This window comes from Ferdinandcohnia sp. QZ13, assembly GCF_031324165.1.
In the GTDB taxonomy this organism is placed as follows: Bacteria; Bacillota; Bacilli; order Bacillales; family Bacillaceae_L; genus Ferdinandcohnia.
On sequence record NZ_JAVIVW010000001.1, the window covers coordinates 1,611,643 to 1,629,598 of the forward strand.

The following is a 17,956-nucleotide window of genomic DNA, read 5'->3' on the forward strand; positions in this document are numbered from 1 at the left end:
GAAATCATAGGCTACGAGAGGACTTATTACTGAATCTTTTATATCGGCGCAGACTCAGAAATCATTTTCGGAATGCCCAGTCCTTCAGCACCAAGCTTGGATGTTACAGCATCAGGGTAATAGCGCTCGATCATTTGGATTCCCAACGCAGCACGGCGCACACGCTCTTTGACTAGTGAGACGTTGGTGCTTTCCCATTGCTTACCAGATGGATAGACATCAGGATGATTACGCAAACCAAATTTGATATATACAGGGGCCAATACACGAATGATTTCTGGAATTTCATAATAGCGGAGAAAACCTCCGAAATTATCTGGTACCTCAACATACAAATCAATGGGAATATCAATGGCCTGGCGGATGGAAGCTAACTTATGTAGCGTTAGCGCAGTTGGTACATTATACGTTCCTGCCCCAAGGTCCTGCATCAATTTTACAGAGACTGGGTTGGCGGCGCCCATTTGCACTGACACTTTTACAACAAAATCCTCTGGTAGCTGACCGGATTTTTTCATTTCCTTCGTCAGTAGTAAAAGACCTTCATCAGCAATTAATGCACTTCTGAGTCCAAGTTTAGCTCCTCTTTTTAAATCTTCCATCGCATAGACAAGCTGATCGGCTCCTTCATGACGCAAACCTATGGATTTCCCGCCGCTCGTGAATGGCTGTGCACTAATATCCCATGTACCCCTCGGGCCGACAAACAGGCTAAGTTCCATTCCTCTTTCAGCAGTCATTCGGCACATTTCCTTAATTTCCTCGTCCGTTTGCAACATGATGCCGCTTCCTTGTGAAACGCGGTGAATCGTTAACCCATAATGATCGATTTCCTTTAACGTTTCTTCTAACGCCACAGGCCCTTCAACACTTGGCAGTTCAATTCGGTATTGAGCCCCGTCTGGAAATCTTTTATTGGAGGTAGGGAGTTCTGTTAAATCAGTGGATGGATAACCTAGTTTTTCTAATAACTCTCTGGATTCATTCATCTGAAATTCCCTCTTTTCCTATTTCGATTATTTAAAGTCAAGGCAGCATCATAGGGGGGTTCTAAATTCAGAATCCCCCTTCAATTCGTTTAGATTACCCCTTAATAAATACAGTTTTAATAGAAGTATAGAATTCTTTCGCCGCTTCTCCTTGTTCACGTGATCCGGTGCTAGATGCCTTCATGCCTCCAAATGGCGCCTGAAGTTCTACACCAGCACTTTCAGCATTAATTCGGACAAGGCCCGCTTCGATTTCATCGATAAACTCAAGGAGTGAACCAATATTCGTGGTGAAAATTGACGCACTTAATCCGTACTTTGTTTCGTTTGCAAGGTCAATCGCTTCTTCTAAATCAGTTACTTTAAACAGAGCGATGACCGGACCGAAAATTTCCTCCTGCGCAATGCTCATTTCTGGTGTTACGTTTTCAAAAATTGTTGGAGTGACATAATATCCGTTCGCATGCTCACCGCTTGTCAATGGTTCTCCACCACATATAAGAGAAGCTCCCTCTTCTTTTCCCTGTTCGATATACTTGATTACGGTACGGAACTGGCTTTCACTTGCACAAGGTCCCATCCATATTCCCTCTTTTAAACCAGATCCAACTGTTATTTTTTCTGTTTCTTGAATCAACTTTTCTTTAAATGCCTCGTAAACCTCTGACTCAACAATGACGCGGCTTGAAGCCGTACATTTTTGACCAGTAGATCGAAAAGCCCCACTAATAACGGCCTCAACGGCACTATCTAAATTGGCATCCTTCGTAACAATGACCGGATTCTTTCCTCCCATCTCTAACTGAAACTTGATTCCTCGGCTTGCTGCAGATTTAGCGACAGATTCACCCACAGTTTCAGAACCAGTAAAGGTAATCGCATTTAAGAGCGGATGATCAATCAGTTTCTGGCCAATGACAGAACCAGACCCTGTTACAAAATTAATGACCCCCTCAGGAAGCCCTGCTTTAGCAAAGCAGTCAACTACTTTTGCAGCAGTTACTGCTGCTTCTGTTGCCGGTTTAAATACAACTGTGTTTCCATATACAAGGGCAGGTGCTATCTTCCAAATGGGAATGGCGACTGGAAAATTCCAAGGAGTAATGACCCCAACCACCCCAAGAGGCGTTCGCTTGGTAAACATAAGCGCATCCTTATCAGATGATGGAATAACATCTCCGTCCTTCCGCATACCTTCCCCTGCATAATAGCGAAGAATCGCAACGCCACGGGCCGTTTCACCTTTTGCCTCAGGGAGAGTTTTACCCATTTCTCTAGTCATCGTTTCAGCAATATCTTCCAGGTTTTCTTCAAGGATATTTGCCACTTTGTATAGAATTTGACCCCTAGCTGCCTGCCCTAGCTTGCGCCATATCTTTTTTGCCTTATGTGCAGCCTGCACAGCTTGATCAAGATCCTCAACCGTGGAACTTTGAACATATCCGACAATTTCTTCTTTATTTGCTGGGTTTATACTTTTGATGGTTTCCTCTGATGCAGACTCAACCCACTGATTGTTAATAAAGTTTTTGTACGTTTTTTCCTTCATTTCAGTTTTCATGAAAGCGCACTCCTTTTATTTTTAAATTTTTTCATAACACTTGGTTTTTGCTTTTCTAATGCTTGCGGGAACTTCCTTGAGCTTGATCTTTGAGTATGGTTTAACAAGGAGAATCAGAAGATTTTGTTTTACATTATAAAACTCAGTTTATGTATTCTAAACTAAGGCCATTTTATCACACTTGTTTAAATTTTCAAACACATTTTCATAAAAAAATTGGATAAGCGCGGAGATGCTTTTATTGAAGACGATTAGAGGGATTTGGGGTAAGATGCAAAAATATTTCACTTTAACTACTAACGTTCTTTTTAAGCTTAAATATTAAAAAACCAGCGTTCAATCCGCTGGCTTTACCTAACAAGTATCTTGATTTTTTATTACTTCACGCTTTCCAATTCCAACTTAGCCTTTTCAATCGCTTTTAATCGAATCGCTTCTGAGACTCGTTCATGCAAGTCATTTGCAACTTCAATCGTGAACTCTTGGTTTGAAATAACATCCTTTAATTCCTTGACCGTTGAACATGTTTTTTCAAGCTCCGTATAAACGGCACCAAACTGTTTAAAATGATGCGTGTCACTTCCACCAACAACTGGTTTACCAAGATCCAACGCAAATGAATGGACATCCTCTTGGTTTTTCTCGATTCCTCGTGTATGCAGGTCCTTGCCATTTAAATCAAAAGCATCTAATTGAATGAGTAAAGCTGAATGTAAATCCTTCAATGGGGTACTTGGTCTAAATGGATGTGCACCGATAACCAGCATCTCATAGCGAGATACAAATTCTAATAATCTAGCAAATGGGACAAACGCTTCTTTTTCCGTATACCCCTCTAAATCATCTCGTAATGACCGAATATCCGAACGATCACCAATACAGAGGATATGCCCAACTTCTTTGATATCCACTTCCATGCCTGGAAAGACTTTTAATCCTAAAATGTTATAATATCCATCCTGGTAAGGGAAATGCTCATCTAATTTGTCATAAACCTCATGAAAATTTTTCGTATTAAAATGTTCGGTTAACGCTAGACCATCTAACCCGCTTTCTAAAGCATGGTTTGCCATTTGTATATAATATTCGACCGAAAAGTCAAATGCCTTTGCTAGCTTTCCGTGTGTATGAAAATCAAATTTCAATGTACCGCACTCCTTTTATAGAACAAAATGTAAACTATGAACAATCAGTAAATAGAAGAATGTTATTAAAATAAATGCATAATCCAAATAGGTTAGTTTTAAATAACTCGTCTTTAATTGGATGAGCTTGCGATTATTGGTTCCATAAGTAAAACCTTTTGTTTCCAATGCTTCTACCGTTGTGCGCGAACGCTTTGCCGTATTTAGCATTAACGGGTAAAAAGACCGAATAAAGATTCGTAATAAATAGACAATCTTTCGCCAGTAAAGCAGTCCACTCCGTGAAGGCGATTTCCCTCTTAATCGATAGGATAAAATAATTTGTTGAAATTCCTCGAAAAGAGTTGGCAAAATACGATAGCCATAGGCAATACTAAAGGAAAGCTTATCAGGAAAGCCCAGTCTCAGTAGGGCGTCACTGAATTTTTCAGGATTCAAACTTGAAAATACAGAAACACTTGCTAGGGAAATGCTAGCTAGTTTAATACTTAACCAGAACATAGGTAGCATGGCCTCGATGTTCCCACCAAATAATAGAGAGAGGAGAAATAATAGACCAACCTCTCCTATTAAGCCCAAAATAAGAACAGTAAGAATAAGTGGGCTAACCTTTGCTTTATAGGTTAAGAAAACCATAAAGATAAAATAGCCGACTAAGATTGTGTGGCTATAAATGAACCAAGGAACAATCCCAAAATAACAATACCAAATGAGAAGGACACGCGGATCAAGCCTGGTTAACATGTTCTCTTCCACGCTATAGGCTGTTCTAACAAGCTCATTTTTTATATATTCTAGGGAAAGCTTATCTTGAAAAAATTTAGCCAGTTCCAACTAATTCACCTCGTTCTTTAGCTAGTTTCCAACATTCAACAAAGGATTCCACTGTTAAATGGATTGGAAACTGAAGTTGATTACTAAGCGTAACGATCTGTGGAACAATTAAACCAGCACGATTCAAAATGTCTTCATGAGATAATACCTCTTCCGTTGGACCGTCATTAATGAGTTGACCATCGTGCATGACGAGAATCCGATTCGCCCATTCCGCCACAAGCTGCATATCATGTGTCGCAATAATCACTGTATCGACATGTTCTTCAAGCTTCTTAAGCATCAAAACTACTTTATTTTTCGTAGCAATATCTAGATTGGCAGTAGGCTCATCTAAAATAATGATAGATGGACTCATCGCAACACCAATCGCCAGAGAAACACGTCGTTGTTGACCACCGCTTAATAAACGGGCATCTCGATCTTGCAAGTCAATTAAATCGAAATCAGCCAAAATCCGATCAACTTTTGTTGAATAATCCTCCACTTTTCTCGCTTTTAAGTAATATTCGATTTCCTTTCGAACACTATCATCAATAAACATTTCCTCTGGATTTTGATAAATATAGGCGACATGGTTTGACATGACTTCAGGCGTAAACTTCGTGATTGGAAGATCCGTAAACTCAATATCTCCATCTGAACGTTTCACAATCCCACTTATGACTTTTAAGAGAGTAGATTTACCCGAACCATTGTTTCCAACCAAAGCAACCTTATCTCCCTTAAAAAATGTCGTCGAAACGTTTTTTAGCGCAGCCTTTGGTTGTTTTTGAATGGAACGGTAGTGAACTGTAATATCCCGTAATGAAAGAATGGGGTTTGTACTCTCTTGTTTTACGTTCTCTAGCTCATCAACAACAGGTATTCTCCCGCTAAAATAATCAACAGCTTCTTCTATAGTAATCGGATATTCAGCATTTTTATTCACATGATAAGCTGCTAAAGTAACCTGTGGTGGATAGATTTGTCGGGAAACCAACTCTTCTACTCTCGAAAGGGCATCACGTGCCTGTTTCTTCCAGAGCACTTTCCCCTTATCCATCAACACGACATTGCTACAATAGTCTGCAATAAATTCTGCATGATGTTCAATCGTGATAATCGTGATCCCATATGTTTCATTTAGCTTTTTTAAGACATCATAAATTTGCCTTGCATGATAGGGATCAAGCTGGGACACTGGCTCATCTACTATTAATAGTTTTGGTTTCATCGCAATTGCGCCTGCCAACGCAAGTAAATGCTTTTTCCCCCCACTTAACTGCCAGGTAAACTCATTCGCTACGTCAGAAAGTCCGGTTACCTCTAACGCCCATTTCCCACGTTCTTTAAAATCAGCTAACCCATAATTTAACGGTGCAAAAGATGCGTCATCGATAACGGTGGGACGTAATAATTGATTTTCAAAGTCCTGATACACATATCCAATTACTTGTGAAAGCTTTGCCACATCATGCTCAGACGTATCTAATCCATCAACAACAACGTTCCCCGAAAATTCACCAACATAAAATTGGGGTATAAGCCCATTCATCGTTTTACAAAGAGTTGATTTACCAGAACCATTTCCACCGATAATCGCGAGGAACTCCCCCTCCTCTATCGTTAAAGAAGCCCCATTTAAAACTTTGGTATCACTACCAGGATATTGAAAACATACATTTTGAATCTTAACGAATGGTTTAGCCTGCACGGTTGATATCCTCATTTGATTTGTTTTCCTTACCTTTTTTCAATAAGAATAAAATGATGCCCAATGAACAAATAGCTGCAACACCAATTACAATCCAAATCACCATATCACCATATACATCAACAAACTCTGGCTCCCAAACCGCAAATTCAATATCCATTTCACTTAGGGTTTCGGCACCAAAAGCTACAAGAGATAAAATAATGGCAGTAATCACAAATCTCGGTGTAAATACTTTTCCTGCTGAAACTCGAACTTGACTTGTGCGAGGCTTCATTCCTAGTAATGGTTCAATTTTTCCATATAATCGCGGTACTAAATACATCGTTGGAAGTAAAACAAATAATGTTCCAGAGAAGATTAAATCCGTTAGAAACTCTACCCCTTCGACCACAAAGATACTCTCTGCCAAGCCTTCGACTGCTTCGAAATCTTCTACCCCAATGACAACCTTTAAAATGTCAACCACCGTAGCAATCACGAGAAAAATACCGTAACCTGCGATCGCAGCAAATCCGACCTGTGCTGCATTTTTAGGATTGCGAACGATCATACCACCGATTGCCATTCCAAGTGAAAAAAGTATAAACTTTTCAATTTCCCCAATTCCACCAAATTGTCCAAGCATAAGTTCACCAAAGATGATTTCACCAGTTGATGCACCAATCGCAGCATAAAGCGGATGAAACAAAATACATAATGTTAAAGGTATAAATGCAAAAGCGTCAATGGACAATTCAATTGGACCTAAGTTTACTGAAGGAACCAATTCTGTAAACATGTTGCTTAACCCGTAAAGACACATTGATAAAATAAAAACCATCATTTTTTGAGACTGCGTTAATTCGTATGGCTTCGTTACCATAATAAATCCCTCCCCATGTTTTATATCAACTTCATTGTAGGTAATGATTGTAAATCTAGTATTAAGGATTTATATGGAAATTGTAATTTATTTTCAAAATAATCTTAATGAAAAAAATTTTTCATTTTGTGTTACATTAATACTGGAGGAGATTGTAATGAACTTTTCTTGTGATGTATCACAACTAACTACAAATCAAATGAAAATTGCAGATTTCATCAAGAAAATGGGAGATCGTATTTTATACTATTCTGAAACAGAGCTTGCGAAGGAATTGAGGATAAGCAATGCAACGATTTCTCGTTTCTGGAAAAAAATCGGCTATGAAAATTTTAAAGCCTTTAAATCCGATATCATTCAAAATGAACAAATAGCACCCGAGAAAAAGCTAGAGCATTCATTAACACAAATCCAAAAACAACAGGTAAAAATCCATGAACATTTGTTATCAATCATGGACCTCCAGATTACACATACACTGGAGGAACTCGATGTAAAACGATTTAAGGAAGCCATTGCCCTGATGTCTACGTGTCGGCGACTTTATATTCACGCGCCTTCCTCTGCTGAAGGAATCGCTGTCCTGATGAAGCATCGCTTAAAGCGATTTGGTTTGGATATTGAAATCGTCCCAAAGAGTGGCCATGAATTATTTGAATCTCTATTGCATATTCAAAATGAGGACGTGGTGTTTTTATTTGGATTTGTTTCCATGACAAAAGAAGCCTATGTCATTCTTGACTACGCAAAAAAGAAAAACTATAAAACCATCATCATCACAGATCAACTGATTTCTGACTTTCAAGACCAAGGAGATTATATTTTCTACACAAACCGGGGAGAACTATGGGAGTTTCACTCAATGATAGCTCCCACATTTTTAATTGAAAGCTTCATTCTCGGTATTGGTCAATTCTTAGAGGAACAATCGTTACGAAATTTGGAGCAGCTTAGCGAATTACGAAAAACATACAAGGATCAATTACCTCGATTGCGGTAAGAAGGGGTGGAAGTTGGATAACGCATATGAAATCACCTGAAATAGCAGAGAAATTCTATCAGAGTTGACTCTTCTATTTTAGCGCGAATAGACTTGCTGATTTTATAATAAGGTTTTTTTCGTAAAGTTTGTGGCTTTAAATGAAATAAGGTTGTCTCATAAAAAAACTTAGAGTCATAAACTTTAAGTTTTTTTGTGTGCTATTTACAGGGTAATTCAGCCTGTTATTTTAAGTTTTCTCCACAACAACTGAACTACTTATTTTAACCTGGAGGGCTTAATCCTTAAAAATCCCTTTACGTTAATTTCCCCGCATATAATAATTTGTTATAACTAATAATGAAAATTGTTACTACTACGAAGAAAATTACTTGTCTGAAAAAGATCCTTAAATTGATGTCGGAAAAAACAACATAGATCAATCCCAAAATAGAAATTAGATCAATTAGCGTTATTTTATTTCTCATATTTTGTCGTATTAACCGATGTTTAAATAGTAGCAGGACTCCACCAGCAAACAACATAGCCACCCATAAGAAATATAAATCTTGATTTATTGTATAGCCGAATAAAGGGGCATACAACATGCAGTATGTCCATTTTGAAAGTGTAAGTAATTTTTGTGCACTTTCATCCAATTGATAGGTCCCCCTCAGCATCTAAAGTGTCCCCTTAAATTTCTCTGGCTTTTTTACATAGCTTTCGATGATATATCCACATTCAGTACAAATTATGTATTCAATTACAGACCCTAAGCTCATCTTATTTTCTGGGTACATAGTTGCATATCCACTATGTTTACCTTTCCCCAATTCTTCTCCACCACATTTTGGACAGACTGTTGCTTTCGTAGAATGGTTCATGTGAAGACCTCCTTGTAATAATTTCAATAAAAGAAAATCCTTATGTTATTTCCTTTCAAGTGATTGAATCACCTGTTCTTCAACTCTTGCACCCTTTAGGTTAAACTATTTATTAGTGATTTTAAATAATTTTTGAGAGATAAAGTAGGCTAAGGTTGCGACTAACAACGTTGCCAAAAATGGAATGATAGAAGTCTGCCCAAACACGACTTCTTGACTCGTATTATTGTTCATTGAAGATAAAATAGACACGATTAACTATTGATTTTATACATCTAACCCCCTTTAGCAAAAAATGGGCATTCCCCCCTGAATTTCAACTAAAGTAAACTCTTACATTTCTTCTCTCCACAGTCCTACCTCCGAAAACCTTAGTCCTCTAACAAATATTCTTAATGTACCAAACTGCATCAATAGTACTGATACTTCTATTCTATAAAAAAGGGCGCTTCTCCTTCTTTAAGAAAGCGCCCTTTAGCCTCTCATGAATCGCAAAAAAACAGCGATTCGCCAAAGAGAATGAAATTGGTTAGGTAGTGTCAATACTGATACAGACCTTGATTCAGTCAACCAATCCATAGCAATGAATTGCGGCTTTCTCAATTTTTTAAAACAAGCGAGATGGGTTCTCTTTAGTATTGTCTTTTTTCGAAATTAGACAAGTTTAAAATCATAAGAAAATGACTCTTATTAAACAGTCGTGCGATTGCTGACTTAATCTTGAACGTAATCCCTTTTAAGTTTCTTATGAAAATATATATAAAACAAAGAAGCCACTATACCTATTATTCCTAATACATTTACTGCCGTTTTAGAATAGCTACTAACCATAATGATCACAATAAATAATATCACTAAAAGTACTTGGGTAGCCCTATATATCTTTTTCATTACCTCTCTCCTTCGAAGTTTATGAGTATTTTGATCCGATTATTGAGCACAAGTTAAAGAACACTCTGAACTAACCTGGTACCTTTAGTTTAACAAATCCTATTAAAAATTGCGTTAATCCCTATTAGCTCAACGCAAACGTCACCAAATAAGCAAATTTGTATTCAAAAATAGAAATAGAAAAGTATCATTGATTATCTTTTTTATTAGTTTTTTTATAATAAATTTATTTTGGTTGTTAGGTATACCTGTGACAACTAAATATAACAAAATAAATACGCCTATAAAACTACCAGTTCTTACATATTTGTACTTTAACTCTTTTCTATTACCCCATTCAGTTGCTCCAATTATAAATATAAATCAACGCACGCGTTTGTTTAAATACATTTGAAACCAACAGTTATCCAAAGTAATTATGAAACCACCAAACAACAAGAAACATACTCACTAATCCCCAAGCTGTGGCACTCACTATCCACCAAATTATGGATTTAGCTTTTTTTGAACTTTCCTCATCTTCCTTATTCGCTTTTATAAAAGCAAGCTTACTTTCCATACCTTTTTTCATAGAGGTGAGAACAACAAATCCGATTATTATGAAACCAATAGTTATCCAGAGTAATAAGTCCACCTTTTATACCTCCCTTTTTTTGTGAATTAATTTCGTTTCAATCTTTTTTATTCAATTTTCCTGCTTCAATAGTAGAAGAAGCAATTCCATTAGTTATTGATGATTAGTCTCATCATTTTCTTCAACTAATTCATTGAGTTGCTTATTTGCTTGTTGATTATATTTTCAATATCATCAATTGGTTCACCTAAAACTTCCTGTATATAACAATTTATATACGCACTTGTTTCAGTTGTTTTCTCAATGTATTTTTTATAATACTCCTCTGGAGCCAGTCTTAGCTTTTAGCCTGTGGTTCTACAAACTCACGAATTGAATTTGCTGCCTCTGTATCAATATGGTCAGGTGGATAATCAGCCAACACCTCAATCGTTTCTTTTACTTCTTTAGCTACATTGATGTTCATTTTTTTGCTTCCTGTATTACTAATTTAGCTTTTATGGTCCCGTCAATCATATTAAGTATATCTGCATCAGGATATAAAAAACGTAATTCACCAATTGATATCTCTTCTCCTCTTACTATTGCAGCAACATCTTCATCAATATACTTAGGAAAATCCGAGCATCCCGTTAATATGATTAAATATATAACAATGATAAAAGGGTTTATAGATAACTTACACACCTCTCTTCAGAACCATAACTGACTAATAATAGTTACGAATAACCTTACACAAAGTTTCTACTTTTTACTAACCTCCCCCGTCAGTACAATAACTTCTTCAAAAAGGGTGCTACTCCTTTTTTAAGGAAAGCACCCGTTACTTTAAACAAAAAAGTGCATTAATCCTTCTTAGATCAACGCACCCGCTTAATACTTTGTTTCCATAAACTTTAGTAAGTTTGGAGTTATATTCTCAATTTAATAAAATTCATTGAACCAAACACTTGGATTTTATCGTTAGCCACGACCAATGGTATCGTTCAACTTCTTGCGATATTTGTCCCTCCAAGTTTTCTCGTCTTTCACTAGATCGTCGCAGAAAGCAGCCACGTCCTCGCCCGTTAGGTCAGTAACTTTCTTACCTTCAGCTGCCCCTTCCTCAAAAAGGTCGAGAATGCCGCAAAAAATACGGTTGGTATCCTTCCAGTCGGTTGGACCGCCACCAGCAGTCCACATATATTTTTGGATAGCTTTGTATGCGTTACAGTACTCACTAGGTAGTGCCTTCGAACGTGCCTCCATCGCTTTCCACTCCCGCTTATCATCCAGACTTCCGATAATTTTATCAAATATACTCATTATTCATTCTCCTTTTTGATTTTTTTCGTTTTGAGTTCGTTAAGTTTACTCGAGATAAAGTCCCATTTACCCCAAAAATTTTCGAGCCTGTCTTGACCTGCTGCGTTGAGTGTGTAAAATTTTCTCGGAGGTCCCATAGTGGATGGCTTTTTCTCGATATTCACTAGATTATTTTTCTCAAGGCGCATGGTAATCGTGTAAACCGTTCCTTCAACTACATCAGTGAAACCAAGTTCTCTAAGGTGTTGCGTAATTTCATAGCCATATGTTTCGCCACGGCTGATTATTTCAAGCACACAACCCTCAAGCACCCCTTTCAGCATTTCCGTAATATTTTCCATATGTTCTTCCTCCATTGCATTTCGCTTATGCTTCAGTACTCTGTATCACCGGTATTCAGTATTACTTATTACTGAGTATATAGTAACGCAGAGTAGCATCGACTGTCAATAGTGAAAAAATCATTATCTTCCTGAACAATCCTGCTCCGTTAGTAAAGATCCTTTTATAAAAGGCTCTGTTATCGTTTAATGTTGATATTCAACATAAAAAATAGAACTTCCAAATATTGAAGTTCTATTTTTCTATAATGGCTTCTTCAACTAATGCTTTTTAGTTCAATAATATAATCTAGCATTTCAAAGTTGCTGCCCAAATTAAGAGATATATGGGAGCAATTAAACAAAGAGCCAGTAGAGTGAGCGAGGTGACAAAAGGTATATTAGACTCCATTCCGACTGAATATCTAAGAAATGCCTCGTTCGCTAATATTAAAAATAGAAAACTAAAACTTTGAATCAATATCATTACTTTTTCAGCTCTTGAAAACTGGATTTCTTTGTTTGCTTCTGTTAAATTGACGTAATTTAGTTTTTCTGGTTTTTTAACTAATATACCAATAAGAAACCAAACGATGATACTTAAAATAGGCATTATCAACAAGATGTATTTGGAACCCCAGTTATCAGGCGTATCATTAGTAAAGTGTATAGCAATAGAATCTGGAATAGTTGTCCAAAGAGAGACTAAATTAAAAATATGGTAGCAAAAAATAGAGATTGATATGATTGAAAAAGTTATTTTAAAGGGTTTGTTACTCACTTTATCACCTTCCTCCTTAAAATTTAATGAACACCTCTAACCATTTGCTCATATTTAAATTAAATATTGGCTAATTAAAGAAAACTCTTGTTAAACTAATCTGTCCTTTAGTTCAATTGCTTGTAGAGTAGAGAACTGATTTCAATGGGATAGCTTACGCTATCTTCATTTAATTTCAGCTCCCCCTCATCAAACCGTACGTGAAGTTTTCCCTCATACGGCTTTCCGATGTTCTTCTTTCTTGTGCATTACGGTTAATTCAGTGCAAGTTTCACGATTAAATGATTTACTTCATCCCGAATAGTCTTTAAGTTACCATGTTTTCTTCTGATGTTCCTTTTCTTGTTGTAAAAGAGTGTGAGCCTTTTGAGCACATACCAATCAATCTGATTTAGCCACTTATATGCAATTGGTGAAATCTTGTAATAATTCTTATAACCTTGCAGTATTCTATTTAAGCCTTTTACCAATTCTTTTATGTCTAAATATAACTTGGTTCTTGGCTCTGTATATGCCTTAATCTTTGCTCTCATCTTTTTCATGGCATTCTTCTTCGGAATGTGAGCCATAGCGTAAAAGGGTCTTCCCCCTTTATTATGTACCTCGAATTTACGATTGTGGAAACCTAGGAAATCAAACCCCTCTTTATTATCAAACAAGTGGACTAGTCTTGATTTGTCCCGATTAATAGTCAAGTCCAGCTTTTTCATAATTGACTGTAATACTTGTATACTCTCAATCGCTTGTTGTTTTGTTCTTGTTAATATTACAAGATCATCTGCATAACGAACGAGTTCTCCTAGGTGATGGAATTTCTTTAACCAGAGCTTGTCCAATGTATTTAGATAAATATTTGCTAGTAAAGGAGAAATCACTCCTCCTTGTGGTGTCCCCGTTAGGGGATTTCTAACATTTCCTTCTTCCATTATCCCAGCACGTAGCCATTTTCGGATTAACTTTAAGATTCTGCGGTCATTGATTTTCTGTTCAATTAATTTTAACAACTTTTCTTGGTTAATGTTGTCAAAATATCCTTGAATATCTATGTCTACTACCCATGAACTTCCTTTGCTTGCATTTCTTATGCTAGCCATAGCTTGATGTGCATTTCTTCTTGGTCGAAAACCAAAAGAACATTCTTGAAAATCTGCTTCAAATATCGGTTCAATAACCAACTTTGTAGCCATTTGTACCACTCTGTCTTTTATAGTCGGAATCCCTAATGGTCTCTTCTTTCCATTTTCCTTTGGAATATACGTTCTTAGTACAGGGCTTGGATTATATTTATTCTCTTTTAGCTGAGTATATAGCTCATTTAAGAAATTTCTTTCCCCGTACTCAGTAACGATTTCTTCAATCGTTTGCCCGTCTACTCCTCCACTACCTTTCTTTCTTTTTACACGCTTCCAGGCTTCTAGTAATATATCTGGTCGATATACTTTATCATATAAAGCATGAAACTTACGTTTCGGATTCTCCTTGGCACATAGATATAGTGTTTTCCAAAGTTCTTGAGCTTTTACATCGGTGTAGTTAGCTAATTTCATAGCATTCACTTACTCTTACCTCCTTTAAACACATGAACAAAGTAGAGGTCCTTCCCTATATCATGTTGTGTTGTCATGATAATCATTGGTACTATGACCTCCTCCGACTCCCTCTTTACAGTCCACCATTTCGCAATTGCTTATAGGCTTTCTCTCTCCTTAACCATAAGGGTAAAGTAGGGTCTCCCCAGTTCCGATGATTACTGTCTTTACATGTCGTTCCCCATACCCCGAGAGATTCTTGAGTGTTGTTCCAAGTTCCACACACCTTCCATGGTCTTCGCCCTTTGTCGCAAGGCTCGACTTCTCTTTGTCCTGTTTCCAGGTTGCTCTTGACGAGGCGGCAGGATTCACTTTATGTTACAACCTGTAAAGTTGCTGGCACAGGGCTTCAACCTTAGGATTACTCCACCAGCTGCCTGTCAGCTACTAGGCGACTTGGTTCTTACCTAGACTGGACTTTCACCAGTTAGCAATTAACGGCTTGCCTGGGCACGCCAACAAAAAAGGTGCGTTATCCTTCTTGGATCATCGTACCCGTTAGTTGAAGTATAATCATTCCGTTTTTTTTCCGATATACATTAAATGTTCAGCTAAACTAAGTAAATCCTCTCGTTCACATACCTGCTCTGCCAAATCTAACCAAGCATTTATAACATCTTGTTTCTGCTTGAGTAATTCTGGTTCACGAAGGTATAAGAAACTTTCACTATTTAGTAAATGAAGTTTTTCAAGATTAAATTGTTTGAAAAACGGAAGTACATTTTTAGGAGATATATAAAAGTTATCTGAAAACCCTTTTCCTTCAAAGTCTTTACCGTCCACAATTTTGTTTAGCTCTAACTTTCTGTCGCTATTTAAAATAATTTCAGGATTACGAATAAGATAATCCCACACAAATGAATAAGAAGAAATGAATGCTACGAAAATAATCCCATTTGGTTTTAGTTTTTTTAGACATTCTGTTATGGTCTTAGCTCGTTCATCCTCATTTTTAAGATGATACATTGGTCCCATACATAGAACGTAATCGAATTGACTATCTTCAATAATAGACAAATCTCGTGCATCTACTTGTAATCCTTTAAGTGCAAGGCCTTGTTCACTTGCTATATTCAATGCAAATTCAACATTTTTTTCTGATAGATCAGCTAATGTTACATCACAACCAAGTTCAGCAAGATATAAAGAATACCTTCCTGGCCCACCACCAAGGTCCAACACTTTGTCCCCCGACTTTATATAACGGCTTAAATAGCGTTTGGTAAGTTCAAACTCTACTTTGTGGCGTTCAAGTCGTTCCCACTCATACTTTACTGTATCATCATAAAATTTCCTCACAGTTTCAATGTTCTCCAAATTAAACCCTCCCTTGTTTATGCAACGATTCTGCTTCGTTAAGTTCAACCAATTCTATAAAAGTAGCGTTAATTCCTTCTTAGATTCAACGCACCCAATAGTTGAGGAAGCGAAGTTTATTAAACTAGTATGGACGTTTCCTCAGGATGACGGTCCCAACTATTAATTAAAGATCAATTATGATTTGTATTTTTAAAAAATGATTTTGTTTGAGCAAATCGTTCAAACCCAATAGACTTGTAAAATTCATAGGTTTCCGTAGAAGTACAAACAACAATTGCAGTTTTTGCTCCTTTTTCACTCAACGCATTGAGAGCAAGTTTACAAACAGAGCTACCTAACCCCATTCTCCCAAATCTCGGATCCGTTCCCACAGGTTCCAGTAATCCAACCTTGTTAACTTCATCAAACCAAATTAAACAAAATGCTACAAAATCACCATTTGAGGATTCTATGACCCAATCAAGAGATGAATCGTAAGGATAGGCATTCATAACATTCAAGTAACTTTCTTCTGTGACTCGTAATGATTGAAATGCAGCCCTATGTACTGCGACTCGTTTCTTTATATCTTCAGAGCCCTTGATATGTCGAGCTTTAAACTTATCTGGCAATTTAACAGGGAAAGGACGGCTATCCAATGAAATTTTTGTGAGGACTTCAGGAGCTTCTTCTACTGGGTTGAATAAAGAATCTTCTAAGGCTGAAATAAGATGGGACTCTGTTTCTAAGACAGTTACCCTTAGTTCATTGGTTTCGGTCATGTTTTCAAACCAATCAATGACATCCTTGGATAATTCAGAATAGTTTGGGTCAACTTGAAATGTTAAACTGCCAGGTAGTCTAATCCATCCCCAGGCCACTGGTTTACCATCCAGTTCCCAAATTGCAGTAATCCATTCATCCTCAAGCCCAACGTGTCGATTGCGTTGCCAAGCTAGATCGCCAATATGGTAATTAGATACCAGTGACCATATAGCTTGTGTAAGTTTCTGCATACGTTTTAAATCACTTGAATCTTTATAAACTCGAATGACGGGTTTAGTCATTTATCTAATCTCCTCGATTCTTCTTGTTACTTGTAATAATTGATTACAATTTTTACATACATAATATGCTTTAGGGTTTTTCTTAGTCCAAAATATACTTCTATAAAAAAGAGCACTTCTCCTTTTTTAAGAAAAGCACCCTTCAGTACAACAACATTTTCATTTCTTTATATTTTTAAATACATTTTTCATATTGATTTTAGGCGCAAATACAACCGCAACTATTAAACCAATATAGAGAGGATAAGCTAACAATTTATTGGTTGAATACCCTAATAAATAAGGCATTCCTACCACAATAGACAATAATCCAATTAGGAATAAAATAAATGATAATTTCTTATACATAACATCCCCCTTTTGTGCAATAAGGTAAATTAGTTTTGATAGCAAGTTTCATATTTATCTTTCATTAACAAACTTTTGCAAGCCTGACCATTTTCATGATAAATCTCTTTACCAATTTCTAATTTAATGCTTCTATCTGAATTTGGAAAATCAGGATTATCATTTAGAATATATAAGGTGTCCTCATCTAACCATTCCATCGAAAAATGATCTTTTGCATCGGCATAATAAACAGTTCTTACTTTATTGTTATCATTATTGTATGTGATTTCTACCCATACATTAACGCCGCCTGCTGCACCACCATATAGTTCATAATAAGCATTTGCTGTAAATTTTTCAGTAGGTGAGGTTACAGGTCCAGGTCCCTTTTGGGTGAATTCTCTATCAATTTCACTAAATGTAAAAAAATACGTTTCAGATACATAGATTGAAGAAACCAAAACAATCCCGGACAACGTTGCAATCAGCATCTTTTTAGGAAAAGGTTTCTTTTTAATGAAAGAAATAATCATCCAGACACATAAAATCAAAAATAATATAAAAGTAATGAAAGATAGTAAGACACCGAATAAAATTAAAATCAGAAGCCCCCCGTTCTCAGTTCAAAATCTTCATTCCCATACAGGTAAATTTGCAACACTCTTCTTCAATAAAAATCAAAGTCTTATTTGAAGCGGCTTAAACTTTGCCAAAGGGCAACTCCTAAAAAGAATACAATTATTGTCAAGGTAAACCAAGAGTAAATGTTCTTCTTGTCGCGTAATATTCTGTATATAAAGAAAATCAGAATAAAAATCAATATTGCCATTCCCGTTATTGCCAATAG

19 protein-coding genes are annotated in these 17,956 nt (G+C 36.6%); 1 reads left to right on the top strand and 18 read right to left on the bottom strand.

Annotated elements, in window-relative coordinates:
- Positions 1-38: 38 nt before the first annotated feature.
- The 6 genes from RGU12_RS07760 to RGU12_RS07785 form a co-directional block, all read right to left on the bottom strand.
- On the bottom strand, positions 39-989 hold the full coding sequence (locus RGU12_RS07760; RefSeq protein WP_309535564.1) for a U32 family peptidase: 951 nt from the start codon (positions 987-989) through the stop codon (positions 39-41).
- A 94-nt stretch (positions 990-1,083) separates the two neighbouring features.
- Positions 1,084-2,550, bottom strand: a complete 1,467-nt coding sequence (gene gucD, locus RGU12_RS07765; RefSeq protein ID WP_309535565.1) for an alpha-ketoglutaric semialdehyde dehydrogenase GucD — start codon at positions 2,548-2,550, stop codon at positions 1,084-1,086.
- Between the two features lie 377 nt (positions 2,551-2,927).
- Positions 2,928-3,695, bottom strand: coding sequence for a PHP-associated domain-containing protein (locus RGU12_RS07770; protein ID WP_309535566.1), 768 nt, complete (start codon positions 3,693-3,695; stop codon positions 2,928-2,930).
- A 15-nt stretch (positions 3,696-3,710) separates the two neighbouring features.
- Positions 3,711-4,529, bottom strand: coding sequence for an energy-coupling factor transporter transmembrane component T family protein (locus RGU12_RS07775; RefSeq protein ID WP_309535567.1), 819 nt, complete (start codon positions 4,527-4,529; stop codon positions 3,711-3,713).
- Positions 4,516-6,225, bottom strand: coding sequence for an ABC transporter ATP-binding protein (locus RGU12_RS07780; RefSeq protein ID WP_309535568.1), 1,710 nt, complete (start codon positions 6,223-6,225; stop codon positions 4,516-4,518). Before RGU12_RS07780 ends, RGU12_RS07775 begins: the two co-directional genes overlap by 14 nt.
- Positions 6,215-7,090, bottom strand: a complete 876-nt coding sequence (locus tag RGU12_RS07785; protein ID WP_309535569.1) for a DUF8171 family membrane protein — start codon at positions 7,088-7,090, stop codon at positions 6,215-6,217. Before RGU12_RS07785 ends, RGU12_RS07780 begins: the two co-directional genes overlap by 11 nt.
- Before the next feature lie 157 nt (positions 7,091-7,247).
- On the opposite strand from RGU12_RS07785, the gene RGU12_RS07790 reads away from it, so the two are divergent.
- A complete protein-coding gene (locus RGU12_RS07790; protein WP_309535570.1) occupies positions 7,248-8,090 on the top strand; it encodes a MurR/RpiR family transcriptional regulator in 843 nt (280 codons plus the stop codon).
- A 296-nt stretch (positions 8,091-8,386) separates the two neighbouring features.
- On the opposite strand, the gene RGU12_RS07795 is transcribed toward RGU12_RS07790, so the two are convergent.
- The 12 genes from RGU12_RS07795 to RGU12_RS07850 form a co-directional block, all read right to left on the bottom strand.
- Positions 8,387-8,728, bottom strand: coding sequence for a hypothetical protein (locus tag RGU12_RS07795; protein WP_309535571.1), 342 nt, complete (start codon positions 8,726-8,728; stop codon positions 8,387-8,389).
- A 21-nt stretch (positions 8,729-8,749) separates the two neighbouring features.
- Complete coding sequence (locus tag RGU12_RS07800; RefSeq protein WP_309535572.1) at positions 8,750-8,953, bottom strand: transcription initiation factor TFIIIB; 204 nt, start codon at positions 8,951-8,953, stop codon at positions 8,750-8,752.
- A 1,294-nt stretch (positions 8,954-10,247) separates the two neighbouring features.
- Positions 10,248-10,478 (bottom strand): hypothetical protein, encoded by a 231-nt coding sequence (locus RGU12_RS07805; RefSeq protein ID WP_309535573.1) that lies wholly within the window; start codon positions 10,476-10,478, stop codon positions 10,248-10,250.
- Positions 10,479-10,755: 277 nt separating this feature from the next.
- Positions 10,756-10,884 (bottom strand): hypothetical protein, encoded by a 129-nt coding sequence (locus tag RGU12_RS07810; RefSeq protein WP_309535574.1) that lies wholly within the window; start codon positions 10,882-10,884, stop codon positions 10,756-10,758.
- Positions 10,885-11,381: 497 nt separating this feature from the next.
- A complete protein-coding gene (locus RGU12_RS07815) occupies positions 11,382-11,723 on the bottom strand; it encodes a DUF1048 domain-containing protein (RefSeq protein WP_309535575.1) in 342 nt (113 codons plus the stop codon).
- Entirely contained in the window at positions 11,723-12,064 is a 342-nt protein-coding gene (locus RGU12_RS07820) for a PadR family transcriptional regulator (protein WP_309535576.1), read from the bottom strand. Before RGU12_RS07820 ends, RGU12_RS07815 begins: the two co-directional genes overlap by 1 nt.
- A gap of 289 nt (positions 12,065-12,353) precedes the next feature.
- Positions 12,354-12,824, bottom strand: coding sequence for a DUF1648 domain-containing protein (locus RGU12_RS07825; RefSeq protein WP_309535577.1), 471 nt, complete (start codon positions 12,822-12,824; stop codon positions 12,354-12,356).
- 254 nt (positions 12,825-13,078) lie between these two features.
- Entirely contained in the window at positions 13,079-14,380 is a 1,302-nt protein-coding gene (gene ltrA / locus RGU12_RS07830) for a group II intron reverse transcriptase/maturase (protein ID WP_396232295.1), read from the bottom strand.
- 546 nt (positions 14,381-14,926) lie between these two features.
- On the bottom strand, positions 14,927-15,730 hold the full coding sequence (locus RGU12_RS07835) for a class I SAM-dependent methyltransferase (RefSeq protein WP_309535578.1): 804 nt from the start codon (positions 15,728-15,730) through the stop codon (positions 14,927-14,929).
- 173 nt (positions 15,731-15,903) lie between these two features.
- On the bottom strand, positions 15,904-16,779 hold the full coding sequence (locus tag RGU12_RS07840; protein ID WP_309535579.1) for a GNAT family N-acetyltransferase: 876 nt from the start codon (positions 16,777-16,779) through the stop codon (positions 15,904-15,906).
- Between the two features lie 159 nt (positions 16,780-16,938).
- On the bottom strand, positions 16,939-17,127 hold the full coding sequence (locus RGU12_RS07845; protein WP_309535580.1) for a hypothetical protein: 189 nt from the start codon (positions 17,125-17,127) through the stop codon (positions 16,939-16,941).
- A 29-nt stretch (positions 17,128-17,156) separates the two neighbouring features.
- Entirely contained in the window at positions 17,157-17,642 is a 486-nt protein-coding gene (locus RGU12_RS07850; RefSeq protein WP_309535581.1) for a DUF5412 family protein, read from the bottom strand.
- Between the last annotated feature and the right edge of the window lie 314 nt (positions 17,643-17,956).